Origin of the sequence: Terrabacter sp. 2YAF2, assembly GCF_052114705.1 — a bacterium.
GTDB lineage: Bacteria > Actinomycetota > Actinomycetes > Actinomycetales > Dermatophilaceae > Terrabacter.
On the sequence record NZ_JBFRFG010000017.1, the window covers coordinates 46466 to 61515 of the forward strand.

7 protein-coding genes are annotated in these 15050 nt (G+C 68.7%); 4 read left to right on the forward strand and 3 right to left on the reverse strand.

Going from position 1 to position 15050, the window contains the following annotated elements; genetic code table 11:
• Nucleotides 1-473: 473 nt before the first annotated feature.
• Both AB4030_RS17260 and AB4030_RS17265 read left to right on the forward strand, forming a co-directional pair.
• Nucleotides 474-7313, forward strand: coding sequence for a hypothetical protein (locus AB4030_RS17260; protein ID WP_442280439.1), 6840 nt, complete (start codon nt 474-476; stop codon nt 7311-7313).
• A gap of 443 nt (nt 7314-7756) precedes the next feature.
• Nucleotides 7757-8107, forward strand: a complete 351-nt coding sequence (locus tag AB4030_RS17265) for a transposase (protein ID WP_442280440.1) — start codon at nt 7757-7759, stop codon at nt 8105-8107.
• Between the two features lie 286 nt (nt 8108-8393).
• On the opposite strand, the gene AB4030_RS17270 is transcribed toward AB4030_RS17265, so the two are convergent.
• Together AB4030_RS17270 and AB4030_RS17275 are read right to left on the reverse strand one after the other, a co-directional pair.
• The gene (locus AB4030_RS17270; RefSeq protein WP_442280477.1) at nt 8394-9476 is read right to left on the reverse strand and encodes an IS110 family transposase; all 1083 of its coding nucleotides are present in this window, start codon (nt 9474-9476) and stop codon (nt 8394-8396) included.
• A gap of 863 nt (nt 9477-10339) precedes the next feature.
• Complete coding sequence (locus AB4030_RS17275) at nt 10340-11962, reverse strand: alpha/beta hydrolase (RefSeq protein ID WP_442280441.1); 1623 nt, start codon at nt 11960-11962, stop codon at nt 10340-10342.
• Between the two features lie 225 nt (nt 11963-12187).
• Here AB4030_RS17275 and AB4030_RS17280 point away from each other — a divergent pair, with 225 nt between their 5' ends.
• Nucleotides 12188-13009 (forward strand): SDR family NAD(P)-dependent oxidoreductase, encoded by an 822-nt coding sequence (locus AB4030_RS17280; RefSeq protein ID WP_442280442.1) that lies wholly within the window; start codon nt 12188-12190, stop codon nt 13007-13009.
• 23 nt (nt 13010-13032) lie between these two features.
• Here AB4030_RS17280 and AB4030_RS17285 read toward each other — a convergent pair whose 3' ends face one another.
• Entirely contained in the window at nt 13033-14313 is a 1281-nt protein-coding gene (locus AB4030_RS17285; protein WP_442280443.1) for an MFS transporter, read from the reverse strand.
• A 62-nt stretch (nt 14314-14375) separates the two neighbouring features.
• Between AB4030_RS17285 and AB4030_RS17290 the strand changes: the two genes are divergently transcribed.
• The gene (locus AB4030_RS17290) at nt 14376-15014 is read left to right on the forward strand and encodes an ArsR/SmtB family transcription factor (protein ID WP_442280444.1); all 639 of its coding nucleotides are present in this window, start codon (nt 14376-14378) and stop codon (nt 15012-15014) included.
• The last annotated feature ends 36 nt before the right edge of the window (nt 15015-15050 follow it).

The window sequence follows — 15050 nt, forward strand, 5'->3', positions numbered from 1 at the left end:
TGCGGCCTCTAGCTCGTGGCCGAGGTGACCGAACCACACGTTCGGCGAGCAACCGGCCTCCGCGCACAGCCGCAACTAGCCAAACCGCGGTGGAGGCCGAAAAGACCGCTCGATGGGCTCTGGCTTCACCACAGCCACGGCCAGATCACACAGCTCTCTTTCAGAGAACACCTACAGGCGGCGCTTGTCTGAGCGGTAACTGGCAGTTCGGCAATGTCTTACCCAAGAAGATGGCGCTTTGGGTGCTTTGACCGACATGCTCCGTCCGGCGTCCTTTGAGGGAACGCACATGGTCGGCCGATGGCCGAGACAGGGGCAGTGCTGTGTGGTTCTCAGGGCGTTGGGCTCGGCTGTGCGCATCGACGGTTGCGGTCGCGGCGGTGTTGGTTGTTGATGCTTCCGCGGTGGATGCTTCGGCGATCCCGGTAAGTGCGGCTGCTGTGCTGCCGCATGCGGCTCCTGCCAAGGCGCGCGTGACGCAGGCGGCTGACCTGGTGTCGGCGCGGGTCGCGGCGCGGGCGCAAGGGGTCCGGGTGGAGGCGCTGTCGGAGCGGACCGACACGACGACGACGTGGGTCAACCCGGACGGGTCGCGCACGAGCGAGGTCTCTGCGGCGCCGGTCCGGTTCAAGGACGCCTCCGGGCACTGGCAGCCGATCGACCTGGACCTGAAGGCCGCCGGCGCCGACGTGGTGCCGGCCGCCGGAGGCCCCGGGGTGCACCTGTCGGCCGGTGGGGCGGCAGGCACCGATGTCACGTCCCTCGACCACGGCGCGGGCCGGTCGGTGTCGTGGGCGCTCGGTGGTGGCTTCGGGAAGGTGAAGCTGCCGGCGCCGGTACTGGCCGGCCGGACCGCGACGTACCCGAACGTGCTGCCCGGGGTGGATGTGCGGGTGAGCGTGCGCCCGTCCGGGTTCGAGCAGGACTTCGTCATCAAGGACCGCGCCGCCGCGGACCAGCTCGCCGCGGCCGCATCGGCGGGCGGCGCCGGCGGCTCGTTCTCGATCCCGCTCAAGATCAAGGGCCTGACCGCGAAAGCCACCGCCGATGGCGGGATCGCGTTCATGGACGGCAAGGGCAAGCAGGTCTCGACGATCCCGCCAGCTACGGCGTGGGACGCGCAGGTCGACCCGCACTCGGGCGACCCGGCGAGCGTATCCCCGGTGAAGCTCTCCGCGGCCCAGACGAACCCGGGTCACGCGATGCTGACGGTGACCCCGGACCTGGCGTGGCTCGCGGACCCGGCCCGGAAGTTCCCGGTGACGATCGACCCGACGTACGCGTCGATGACGGTGACGCCCTCGTTCGACACGTGGGTGGAGAACACGTACAGCACCGACCAGTCGACCTCGACCGAGCTGAAGGTCGGCACCTTCGACGGCGGCTCCTCGGTCGCCCGGTCCTACATCAACTTCCCGATTACGGGGTTCCACAACCTGAAGGTGGAGTCGGCGCAGCTGTCGGTCTACGAGACGTGGTCCTATTCGTGCACGGCGGCGGGGATGAACGTCTTCAACGCGTCGCCGGCGACCACGAGTACCCGGTGGACGGCCCAACCGGGTTCCGGTACAACGGTGTGGGGCTCGGTGAACGTGGCGAAGGGCTTCTCCTCGGGCTGTGGTGCGGGGTGGGTGAATGTGCCGATGACGTCGTTGTTCCAGGCGCTGTCGACGAACACGGCGGTGACCTCGACGGCGGTGCTGCTCAAGGCCGCGTCGGAGACCGACAGCAACGGGTGGAAGAAGTTCTCCTCGATGGAGGGCGCGAACCCGCCGAAGTTCACGCTGACGTATGACCGCAAGCCCAACGTTGCCGGTGCTCCCGTTCTCGGCGGGGCGGGGCAGAGCTCATCAGGTGTGTGGTATGCCGCGACGCTGACGCCGACGTTCACCTCGACCGCGACGGACCCGGACGGCAACAACGTCACGATGACGACTGAGGTCCACACGAACAACACCGACGGCACCGCCACGGCGGGCGTCGCCTCCTGTGCTGCCGCGTCCACGGCATCCGGGCGGAGCGCGTCGTGCACCCTGTCCAGCCCGCTGGGTGACAACGCGACGTACTACGCCCGCACGAAGGTCCAGGATGACCAGGGCCTGTGGAACGGGGCGTGGTCGCCGTGGACGCAGTTCAAGACCGCGGCCACCAAGCCCGCGCCGTCTACCGCGATCTGCACCGGGTATCCGGACGGGCAGTGGCAGACGAAGCCTGCCGGCCCCAACGCGTCATGCACCCTCACGGCTACGGACACCGGCACCCCGTCCGCACCGGCCACCGTGTACGCGATCATCGACGGCAAGAACCTCAACACCCCCCTGACCGGTGCATCCCCGCTGGCGGTATCGGTGGCCACGACCAACGGCCGGCACACGATCGAGCACTGGAGCATGTCGAGGGCCGGGCTTGAGTCGGCACACACCACGTACAGCTTCGGTGTCGGTGCCGCCGCCATGACTTACCCGGCCCCGAACACTGCGACTCCCGCGACCGGGCCGATCAAGATCACCGTCACCGGGCCACCGGCGTCCACCACGAGCGTCGCGACCACCGTGACCGCCGCGCTGAAGTGGCGCGTTTCCGGCTCGTCTCAAGGCGCGACCGGCACCGACTGGCACTCCGACCCCACCCCGATGCCGGTGACGCAGGCCGCCGATGGCAGTGAACTGGTCAACGGTGTGTGGGACGTCTCCAAGGTCGACCCGGCCACCGGCGGCCAGGCAACCCAGACAACCAGCCGGGCACCCATCAAGCTCGACGTGCAGGTGTGCCTGTCCTACGACACGACCGTCCAATGCACGTACGACACCGCGCCCGCGAGCGTGCTCCGAGTCCCGCACGCGTTCGGCAACGGCTTCCCGACCCAGACCGCCGGCCCCGGCCAGGTGGCACTGTTCACCGGCGAGTTCAACACCAGCGCGACCGACGTGAGCATCCCCGGATACACCGGCACGCTGTCCCTGTCCCGGTCGCACTCGACCTACGCCAACCTGCCCAGCGCATACGTGCCGCCGGCGGCGTCGGTGTTCGGGCCCGGCTGGAGCGCCTCCATCGGCGGCTCCGACGCCGGACTTGGCCGCCTCGTCCCCTATGACGGAACCCGCGACGACGGCACCCTGCAGTTCATCGACGAGGACGGCACCGCGCTGGTCTACCAGGCCACGAGCGCCGGGCTGCGCCGCACCAGCGACAACTTCACCACCGGCACCTGGATCCCCTCCAACGACGACACCCGCCTGAGCGGCACCACCTTGTCCGTCTCAGGCTTGTTCGCCGACACCCAACTGAAGCTCACCGAAGCCGACGGCACCGTCACGACCTTCAGGCCGTCGACGCCTTCGAGCTACCCCAAGAGCGGCAGCCCAGGTCTGTTCACGGCCAACAGCGTCGCCGAGGCCGGTGGCGCCACCACCACCATGACCATCGACCAGGCCACGGGCCGGGTCACCCGGATCCTCGCGCCGCTGCCGGACGGCATGACCGCCACCGACTGCCCCGACACGGGCACGGTCAAGGCCGGCTGCCGCGCGCTGCGTCTGGTCTACGGGAGCACCGGGCAGCTCACGCAGGTCAACCTCGAGGCCTGGGCGCCCGAGAAACTGACGGTCACGGACTGCGCCGGGGGCACGACCTCGGTTGCCGCCGGCACGATGGCGTCCATCCCCGTGGCCTGCTACAGCTACAACGCCAGCTCACAGCTCGCGAAGATCACCGACCCCCGCTCCAACCTCGCCACTAGCTACACGTACGGCTCCACCAACGAGATCACCGGCGTCACCCCGCCGGGCCTGGCCCCGTTCACGATCAGCTACGCCGCGCCGTCCGGCACGAGCCAGCTCAAGGTCACCGCCGTCACCCGCGCCAACCCATCCGGCAGCGGCTCCACCAGCCTGGCCCGATTCGTCTACGGCGCCGCCCCGAGCAACAGCAACGCCGCCGCCGGCACCACCGTCCCCGACCTGAGCGCCGGCACGGTCGCCAAGTGGGGCCAAGACGCTGCCCCGACGTACGCGGCCGCGGTGTTCGGACCCGACTACACCGGTCCCGTCCCGGACGCGCTCACCGGCGCCGGGACTGGCATCGACTGGACCTACGCAGACCTGTCGTACACCGACGCCCAGGGCTACACCACAAACACCGCCACGTTCGGCGCCGACAAGTGGCTGTACGGCTACACCGACTACGACCAGCTCGGCAACGTCGTCTTCACCCTCGACACCCACGCCACCGCCACGATCCTCGCCGACGCCGCGGCCGGTACGCGCGACAATGTTGCCCCGCTCGGAACCACGACGATCTACAACAGCGACTCCACCACCAGTGCCCCGCTGCCCGGGCAGCCGGCCCACACCCCGGCCGGCGCGGTTGTCACCGACGTCTACGCCCCGAGGCGGACCGTCACGCTAACCGAAGGCCCCAAGGCCGGCACGCGGCTGCCGATCCGGCCCCGGACGCACACCGACTACGACCAGGCCGCCCCCAACAGCGGGCTCAACCCCGCCACGGCGACGGCCGCCGCGGACCAGAGGGGCTACGCCCTGCCCACTACGGTCACCACATACGCCGCCGACTCGACCGAGAACACGCCGCCCGCCAGCACGACCGCACCGGTCATCTCCCGCACCCTGACCGGATACGCCTCAAAGTCCGGCGCTCTCACCGACCCGGACTCCGGCTGGACCCTCGGCCGGCCCACCAAGACCGTCACCGACATGGACCTGTCCGGCACCGAGAACACCGGCGACCTCGTCGCCGTCACCTACTACGACGCGCACGGCCGCACCATTGAGGCCCGCCAGCCATCCGAGTCCACCAGCCCCAACGGGCTGCCCGCAGCCGGCGCCGGAACCACCCTGACCGACTACTACACGTACACGACCGGCAAGGACGACCCCTCCACGTGCCAGTCGGGCGCCTGGGCCGGCCTCGTCTGCCACACCCGCAAGGCCGCGCAGCCCGCCGGGTCCACCCTCCCGGACAGCGTTGTGAAGGCCTATTCCTACCTGCTGGCACCCTCGACCACACTCGAGACCTCCGGCGCGGTCGTGCGCACCACCAACGCGACGTACCTGCTCGACGGGCGCCCGGACACTACGGAGACGGCCGTTACTGGGCTGGCGTCCTCGAGTCCGCTGCCCGGGACGAAGACCAACTACGACGCGAAGACGGGGATCGCCACCGGCACCACCCCCGTCGACGCCAACGGCAACCCCACCGGGGCCGCGTCCAGCAGCATCGTCGACAGCTGGGGCCGCACCACCTCGACCACCTCCAGCCAAGGCGACACCACGACCACCAGCTACGACCCAGCTGGTCACGTCGCGGCGGTCACCGACCCGAAGAACATGGGCATCACTCGGTACACCTACGACGGCACCGACGCCAACCACGCACTCGAGCGCCGCGGTCTGGTCACCAAGGTCACCGTCACCCGGAAGGACACCACCGACACGGCCAGCACCAACCTGCTGACCTACACCGGCGCCTACGACGACACCGGCGCCCTGGCGGCCGAGACCATGCCAGGTGGGCTCACCCAAAACTGGCAGCACGACGAGGCCGGCCAGGCGACCGAGGTCAACTACACCGGCCAGGTCACCAACTACACCACGGACACCAGCACCGACCCGCCTACCTACACCCCGACCACGGTGGACCCACACGGGACGTGGCTGGCCTGGACCCAGGACCGCGACGAGACCGGCAAGGTCGTCGCCGAGTACAACGGCCCGTCCGCCGCGTTCGACGGCAACCCCGGCGTCACCGACCCCGCCAACATCCAGGCCCCCACCGGCGTCGGCGATGCCCGCGCCGCGGACCGCGCCTACAGCTACGACCGCGCCGGACGCCTGACCCGCGTCACCGACCGCATCGCCGCCGCCCGCGGCGCCGAGGCCGACCCCACCACCACCGCCTCCGAGGCCCTGCCGTGCACCGTCCGCAACTACGGCTTCGACGCCAACCCCAACGCCAACAACAACAGCAATGGCAACCGCACCAGCCTCACGGTCGACACGCACAACGACGGCAACTGCACCGGCACCGTCGACACTCACACCGCCACCACGTACGCGTACGACACCGCGGACCGCCCGATCAGTGGCGGGAATACCGGCACGAACACCCCCGGCGCGTACAGCTACGACCCGCTCGGACGCCAGACCACCATCCCGGCCGCTGACGCCCCCGACCCGAGCAAGGGCGACATCACCCTCGGCTACTACGACACCGACCTAGCGCACACCATCACCCAAGGCGCTTCTGGTTCCTCCACGACGACGACCTACACCCTCGACGAGCAGCAGCGCCGCACCACCTCCGTCACCGGACCCACCGGCGCAGCAGCCGGCGCGGCCAACACGACCACCACGGTGCGCCACTACACCGACAACTCCGACAACCCCGCCTGGACCGACGTCACCACCGTCGACGCCACCGGAACCGCACAGCCCGCCGTCACCACCCGCTACACCGAGAGCCTCGACGGCAACCTCGGCGCCCAGATCAACGCCGATTCCACCAACCAGGCCACCTACGGCAGCGCCACCCTCACCCTGGGCAACCCCCACGGCGACGCTGTCACCACCGTCACCATCCCCGCCGGCACCGACGAGTCCACCCCTGCCGTGTGCATCAACGGCTGGGCCGACTACACCGAGTACGGCGCACCCACCTCCACCACCAGCACCTCCGCAGAGGCAGGCGTGGCGGGGACCATCGGCTACGGCTGGCTCGGCCTCAAGCAACGCGCCACCCCCACAGAAGCCGCCGGGCTGACCCTCATGGGCGTGCGCCTCTACAACCCCACCCGCGGCCTCTTCACCTCGCTCGACCCCGTCGACGCAGGAAACACGACTGAATATGCCTATCCTCAGGACCCTGTTAGTGCTAACGATGTAACTGGAAAGTACAGGAATTACAGCTATACTTGGCACTATTATGGGGGTCGGCGCCACTATACGTATAACTACAATTATTCTGCTCGCCGAGCGCATTACGGCTCGAACTACGCCAGGCGTCAGTATCGAAAGACAAGCAGATACAGCAGGCCCAACCGTAGATCCCAATACGTTTCAGTCGGGTATCGCGCCCAGCCAGCGGAGTTCAGTGGTCCCTGCCTAATGGGAGATGCTCTGTCATTGCTTTCCGCAATCGGTATGATCGTGGCGGGGCCAGAGGTGGGGCTCCCACTAACGGCGTATGGTTATGGGACGTACTTCGGTGGAGTATATGCCGGAAGTGAGTGTAAAGGTCCGCCAGCAGATCCACTGACCGTTTCCCTCGCCAATCTCAACGTGTGGATGAACGTCTAAGTCCTCCATGTTGTCAAAGAAGTTCAGGAGTCTTTGAAGTGAAGATGGGTGCTCCAAGCCGGGAAGTTCTTGTTGCGGCGCTGTTTGCGCTAGTTACAGTGCTCGCGGGAGCAGCGGCGGCGCTCGGCCTTGGTTGGAAGATGTGGGTCGTATGCATCGGATATGTTGTGTTGACCGCCATGTTTGTCAGACGAGCCGTGAAGGTTAGGCGCGGTTCCTCGTCCTGAATCCACAATAAACCGACGAGAAGACCCGACGCGTCCCCGGCGGTGGGCTACGCGACCCGTGGACTGGTTGCAGAATCGGTGTCCGGCCAGGTTCGGTCCGGGTGCTCGACCTGACGCTCTCTTCATCGGCTGCCCACTCGTGTCATTGGTGTGGCTCTCTCATGGGATGCGTTCTCGTCGAGCACCGCGCGAGGAGTGGCTCGAAAGGGGATTGTCGTGCTCGAAGTAGCAATGCCCTCCTTGTTGTCACTCGACCGCAAGATCAAAGCGGCGGAGAAGGAACTGACCGCGCTCGGCCTCGAGCGTGGCTCGACCCTGTTGGAGCTGACCGGGATCAGCCCAATCGGCGCTGCGCGGCTGCTGGCCGACGTCCGGGACCTCCACCGCTTTCGCGACAAGGGCCGCTTCGCCTGGTGGAATGGCACCGCGCCGCTAGATGCTTTCTCCGGGGCAACCGACACCACCGGCTCTCTCGTGCCGGCCACCGCCAGGTCAACCGCACGCTGCACATCATGGCTGACGTGCAGATGCGTAACCGCACCCCGGGGCGGGAGTTCTGATATGTAGTGGCTTCCTGTCAAGAGGCAGGGTGAGGCGCCGTTAGGACCAAGAGTCCTGACGGCGCCTCTGCTTCGTCGTGGCAGTGGGCTGGCGAGCGTGTCGTTGGCGACGCGCGGTCAGACTGATATGCGCGGGTTGGCTACCGCAGGACGGTGGTTCGGCAGGAACGGGACCGCGTGTCTAGCATCGAGCGTCGCTGCACCTCAAGGGGATTCGCTGCTCATAGAACCCTCGCGGGTCGCTCCTCGCGCTGCCACCAGCCCCTTGCCTCGTCGAAGCGGTTCCGGGGTGGTCAGTCGTCCATGACGGCCAACGACCAGCACCAGCCGGCCAGCTCGCGGGCGATCGCGACGTTGGCAACGGTGTGCCGTTTGCGCCGCTCACTGAACACGACCCACCGGTGGTGCAACCGCCGGTTGCCCTCATCACCGCGAACCCGGGCAGCCGGCGAGGCGAGCTCCCACCGGTCGCGCATCGTCTTGCCCGGGACATAGCGGGCGCGGTGGTGCCAGGCGGCCTCGATCAGCAGCCGCCGGACGTGGCCGTTTCCGGTCTTGGTCACCGACCCCTGCATGCGGGACGCGCCGGAAGAGTGTTCGCTGGGCACCAATCCGACGAACGAGCCGATCGTGTTGCCGGTGAACCGGTGCCAGTCGCCGATCTCGACGGCGAGGGCGAACGCCGTCAACGTGGACACTCCGCGCAGGCACCCGAGCCGGCGGACGACCGGGGTGAACTCGCTGTCCGCGGCCATCACCGTGATCGCGGCGTCGAGCCGGTCCCGGCGCGCCTGCACCGTCAGGACCGCGTCGTAGCCGGACTCGAATGCGATCCGGGTTGCTGGCGCGTCGAGGCGTTGCCGCCGCAGCCACGCGTCGTGCGCCCCGGTCCATGCCTGACCGCCGGAGTACACGATGCCTTGGCGCAGCAGCAGCTTCGACAGGCGGTGCCGCGCCCGCATCAGGTCCCCGCGACAGTCCTCCCGAGCCCTGACCAGATCCCGCGCGGCCTCGACCGTGGCGGTCGGAACCGTCACCGCGGTGACCTCGTCCAGGCGCAGCAGCCGAGCCAGGTGGACCGCATCCCGGGCGTCGGTTTTGACCCGGTCACCCGCTGGGCGCTGCAGCTTCGACGGGGCCGCGACCACGCACCGCACCCCGGCCGCGTCCAACGCCCGCGCGAGGCCGAACCCCGTCGGCCCCGCCTCGTAGGTCACCGCGACCGGGCCCGGCAGGCCGGCCAACCAGGACTGGATGTGTTCGTGTGACGGGGTCAATCGCGCCTGGAACAACTCGCCCGTGACGCCATCGATCGCCGCTGCCGCGACCGATCGTGCGTGCACATCGAGCCCCACGCTCGTACGCTCGGTAAACACCGGGGCCTCCCACAACTGTCGGATAGGCCGAGCAGGCAGCCCCTACTCGGTAACCCACGAACATGTGTGAGCGAGGCCCCGGCCCGCAACCCCTCAGCCATCCCGAGCGGTCACTCCATACCGTCTAGTACGACCGCAGGGTCGGTGGGACGCCATCGCTGATGGCGATCCGGTCCCTGAAACGATGCCTGTCGAACGTCGTGTACGCCCGGATGGTCGCTGACCAAAACAGACGCGAGCGCGCGCTCCGCATCGGGGAGATGAGGGTCCGGGAGGGCAACGGGGCAACGTCTCTGACTCCAGCGTGACCGGCTCACGGTCTCTTGCCATCCCTTCGGATCAGCCACCTCCAGAACCCGACGCCACCCGGCGTAGAACGCCGCCGGCCCTGGCTCGGTCTTGACCTAAGGGGTGCCCGGACAGGACGGGTGCTTCCTTCCGTCGCAGCGCAGCTCGGTAGCCCGCGCCGGTCAGAGGATCCGCTGGGCTCGGCAGATCTGAGCGAGGTCGCGGAAGCCGCGGAAGGCTCCTTGACGCCGGGCGCACCCAAAGGACGGTCGCTACACGCACGTTCCGGCTGAGCCGCGAAGCATTCCGAGCTCAACGCGCGCCGTTCCCCTGGACGTGAGCAGCTAGACAGGGTTTGTCCGATGGCCGCAGGTCGGAATGCTTGTCCTGACCCCCCAGAGGCCCGGGGGAAAGTCACGTCAGAACGACAGGGATGTGGTTCCGGCGAGACGTCACCCGGGCCCAGTATGCCGTAGGCGGACTGCTCGTCCGGCATCGACGTCGGTCACCCGCAGGCGACCGACGTCGATGCCGGAGGAGGCGGCGTCCGGGCCGGGGCCCGGACGCCGCGATCGTCACCGGGCGCTCAGCGCGGTCCGCAGCAGGGCGTGGCTGGACCCCGAAGCGGATGCTCCAGACGCCGCTGCCGACGGGTCGGGCTGGGGCACGGGGTCGCACTGGACGTCAGAGCGCCGACCGGGTCGGCGGTCGGGCAGCGAACCCGTGGCGAGGTAGGCGGCGATCTTGTTGTCCGTGCAGGCCACGCCCGAGAGCGAGCCCGCATGCGTCGTCCCGCCGACGCCCTCGATGAGGACCGACTTGGGGAAGAGGGACCGCACCTCGAGGCTGCCCTCATAGGGGGTGGCTGCGTCGTGGGTCTCGTCGATGAGCAGGATCGGCGGTGCGTTCCGTCCGGAGACCTTGACGGGCTCGTCGGCCACCTTGCCCGTCCAGGTGCGGCACGGTGCGTTGAACCAGGCGTTGCCCCACGTCTCGAAGGGCGCCTTGTCGTAGACCCGCCAGTTGTCCCGCTGCCAGACCGACCAGCTCTTGGGCCAGGGCGCGTCGGTGCACGAGGTCGCGAGGTAGATCGCGTACCCGTTGTCGGCGCCCGGTCCCTGGGGGTTGGCGCCGTCCCAGAGCGACTTGATCTTGCTGTAGTCGCCGTGGTTCACCGCTGCCGAGAAGGCGTCGGCGATGTCGGTCCAGCCGTAGACGTAGTAGCCGGCATAGAGGAACACGTCGGTCCACTCGTCCGGTCCGATCGTCCCGCCTGCCTGCGGGTGCGCCCGGAGCTGGTTGAGGATGCGGTAGTAGGTGCGTTCGACAGCCTGGCCGTCGTTGCCCAGGCCGTAGACGTCGTCGTGCTTGGCGACCCAGTCGAAGTAGATGCCCATGTTGGTGTCGAAGGCGTAGTCCTGGTCGAGGTTGGCCTGGTACCAGACCCGCCGCGGGTCGACGTTGCTGTCGAGGACGAAGCGCCGCACCCGGTCGGGGTGCAAGGTCGCGTAGACCTGGCCGAGGTAGGTACCGTAGGAGAAGCCGTAGAAGTTGATCTGCTTCTGGCCCAAGGCGATCCGGATGCTCTCCATGTCTGCCACGTTGTCCGTGGTCTTCAGGTGGTCGAGCAGCCGACCGCCGGCGGCCGTGCACGCCTTCGCGTAGTTCTTCGTCTTGGTCAGCCAGGCGTTCTCGATTCCGCGGTTCACGGGCACGTAGTACGGCCGGTCATACCCGAAGTAGTTGCCGTCGCAGGACAGCGCCGGGACGCTCGACCCGACCCCGCGCGGGTCGAAGCCGATCCAGTCGTAGGACTTGCCCGCGTTGTTAGGGACGAACCCTTGGTAGATGGAGAGCACCAGGCCCGAGCCTCCCGGGCCGCCGGGGTTGACGAGCATGACGCCCTGGTATTGCGACTGCGGGGTCGTGTGCTTCACCCGGGAGACCGCCAGGTGGATGAGGGTGCCGTGCGGGTGCGCGTAGTCCAGAGGGACCGTGAGCATGCCGCACTGGGCGCCGTAGTGGACCAGCGTCGGATCCGAACAGGCTCCCCAGGTGATCGGCGGCGGCACATACGGCGTCGACGCACTGTCAGCGGCTGTCGCGACACCGCCGGAGGCGGCTTGCGCCGGGGCGGAGAAGACGGCGGCGCTGACGGTCAGCGCCGCGGCCGCGACGACGGTGATGAGTCGTTTCATGATGGTTCCCCTATGAGCGACCTGTGGCGGCGGACGTCGCCACCCACCAATGTGGCACCGTCGGGAGCGCGATGGGCGGGCTTCACGCGGCTGTTTCGGGACATCTCCGGGTCTGAGTCCGGCATGTCACGACAAAGGCGGTGCCCGGGTCCGGTCGAGGGGCTAGCCTCTGCTCACTCCACTGCCGGTCACCGTCGATCGGCACGACAGAACGGAAGAGGCCGAATGTCGTACGCCATCGATCTCAGTGGGCGCGTCGCCCTCGTCACCGGGGGAACCAGCGGCATCGGACTCGCGACCGCGAGCAAGCTGGCGACCGCTGGGGCGCGCGTCGTCATCTGCGGGCGTGACCCGGAACGAGGCGCAGCCGCAGCAGCGGAGGTCGGCGAACACGGTCCCGTCAGTTTCCTGCGGGCCGACGTCTCGGACGACGAGCAGGTCCAGGCCCTCATCAGGGCCATCATGGAGGAGCACGGCCGCCTCGACATCGCGGTGAACAACGCCGGCAATGCCGAGTCGGTCGACCGGTCTGCGACAACCAGCCTGGACGTGAGCCCGTCACACTTCGATGCCACCTTCCGCACGTTGATGACGAGCGCGTGGTCGTGCATGCGCCACCAGATCCCGGCCATGCTCGCCGGGGGCGTCGCAGCCGAGGGTGGCGCGTCCCGTCTGCCCGGGGCCGCCATCGTCAACGTCTCCTCGATGGATGCCGCCCTGCTTGCTGCGGGTAGCGGCAGCTACTCCGCGGCCAAGCTCGGGCTGGAGGCGCTCACCGTGAGCACGGCCAAGGAGTTCGCGGCCAAAGGGGTGCGCATCAACGCCGTTCGCCCCGGCGCGATCCTGACGCCCATGCTCGAGCGCAACCTTGCGGGCAGCAGCCCCGACGAGCGAGCCCGGAACGTGTCGGCATACGAGTCGCTGATCTCCATGCGGCGGCTCGGGCAACCGCAGGAGGTGGCCTCCGTCATCACGTGGCTGTGCTCGGACGACGCGTCGTACGTGACAGGGCAGGTCCTCAACGTGGACGGAGCGATCTCGATGTAGCGAAGTGCCGGCGGCGTGCCCGGTCAGCCGCGCGGGCTGTCCGCGTCAGGTGTCTCACGACGACGCAACGGGGACAGGAAGGTCCACAGCATGGTCGTGGTGGCGCCTGCCGCAGCAATCCACAGGGCCGTGTGGAGCCCGAGGGTGGTGCCGAGGACGCCGCCCGCGAGCGCCCCCAGGGGCTTGACCCCTTGCGTCAGGAAGCCGTTGCAGGCGCTCACGCGACCGAGCAGCTCCGGTGCCACCGCCCTGAAGGTCAGCCCGGCGGCGGTCACGTCGAAGACCATCACCGCGAAACCACCGACGAGCTCGCCGCCGCCGATGACACCCAGCTCGACCCAGCGAGGGCCGGCGGCGAGTGGCAGCGCGAACAGGGCGAAGGAGAAGACCACCGTCGCGGCGACGATGGCGCGACCCGCGCCGATCTTGGCAGCGATCCGAGGAGCCGCGAGGGCGCCGGCAAGGGCGCCGACGCCGCCGGTCATCATCACCGCACCGATCATCCCGGCCGACAGGCCGAGCGTGCGCGTCGCGTACGCCACGAACAGCGCCATCACCAGCATCCCGAAGAGGTTGAGGTTCGCGGCAGAGCCGGCGATGGCCCGCAGCGAGGGGTTGCGCAGCACGGTCGAGAGTCCCTCGCCCAGCTCGGCACCCATCGAGCGGTTCGGGGTGGTCGGCGTGGTGCTGCGCTCGGGCGACCGGAGCGATCGGATGCAGGCTGCGGAGACGAGGAAGGATGCCGCGTCGAGCAGGATGGCCACCGGCGCTGACACCGCCTGCACGAGGAGGCCGCCGAACCCGGGGCCCACCAGCATGGCCCCGGAGTCTGAGGTCCGGAGGTGCCCGCTCGCCGTCGTGAGGTGGTCGCGCTCGACGACCTGGGGCAGGTGTGACTGGTAGGCCGGACGGAAGATCACGCGGGCGCACCCGACGCCGAGCTCGACGACCACGAGCTGGGTGACGGTCAGAGCGCCCAGCCACCAGGCGATGGGGATGCTCAGCAGCGCGGCGGCCGAGGCGAGATCGGTGGCCACGAGGACCGGCCTGCGCCGGGGCAGGCGGTCGACCCAGACCCCGGCAACGAGGCCGATCGCCAGGTTCGGCAGCGTGGCGGCCGCTGTGAGCAGGCCCATCTGGAACGCCGAGGCGCCGAGCAGGACCGCGGCAGTGAGTGGCAGGGCGAGGACGGTGATCTCGCTGCCGAACGCCGAGATCGAGTAGCCGAGCCAGAGTCTGCGGAAGTCACGCTGCCGCGCGGGTCCGGCAACGCGGGGCGCCTGTGCTGAGGTCATCGTCGTCATAGACGTGAAAGTAGTCTTTCACGTCTCAGTTGTAAAGGGTTTCCTTCGGATATGATCAGGGCATGGCTGACCCTTCCTTGACCGAGCAAAGCCCCGTCGTCATCACCGACCCACGAGCGCTTCGGGCGCTGGCTCACGCGGGGCGGGCGAAGATCCTGGAACGCCTCACCATCTACGGCCCGGCCACCGCGACCGAGTGTGCGGAGGAGGTCGGTCTTTCGGCGAGTGCGTGCAGCTATCACCTGCGACTGCTCCAGCGGTACGGGTTCGTCGACGAGGCGCACGACGAGGAGCGCACTGACGGCAGGGAGCGGTTGTGGAAGGCCGTCGTGACCTCGTGGCGGGTCGAAGGGCTCGACGACACCGACCCGCAGACGATGCAGAGCATCGACATGGCCTTGGCCCGGGTGCTGCTCGCCGGCTCCGACGAGCGCGTCCTCGCTTGGGTCGACCAGTCGGCACAGGACGGGCCGGAGTGGCACGACGCTTCGCTGATCTCCAACAACACCCTCGCCGCGACCGTCGAGGAGGTGAAGCGGCTCCAGGACCAGATCCACGCCCTGCTGCGGCCCTACCAGCTGGGGAACCGTCGACCCCAGGACCTCCCCGAGGGCACGCGCCTGGTCCACGCCGCCGTGCGACTGACTCCGACCACGGGGCCAGCGACCGCATCCGACCGCGACGACTCGACACGCAGGTAGACGTCCGACTCGATGCGTGGTGCCCGGCGACCGGAC

Excerpts from the sequence above, each read along its gene's own strand:
- AB4030_RS17275 (WP_442280441.1), bottom strand. The coding sequence starts at position 11,962 with ATGAAACGACTCATCACCGTCGTCGCGGCCGCGGCGCTGACCGTCAGC.
- AB4030_RS17280 (WP_442280442.1), top strand. The coding sequence starts at position 12,188 with ATGTCGTACGCCATCGATCTCAGTGGGCGCGTCGCCCTCGTCACCGGG.
- AB4030_RS17285 (WP_442280443.1), bottom strand. The coding sequence starts at position 14,313 with ATGACGACGATGACCTCAGCACAGGCGCCCCGCGTTGCCGGACCCGCG.
- AB4030_RS17290 (WP_442280444.1), top strand. The coding sequence starts at position 14,376 with ATGGCTGACCCTTCCTTGACCGAGCAAAGCCCCGTCGTCATCACCGAC.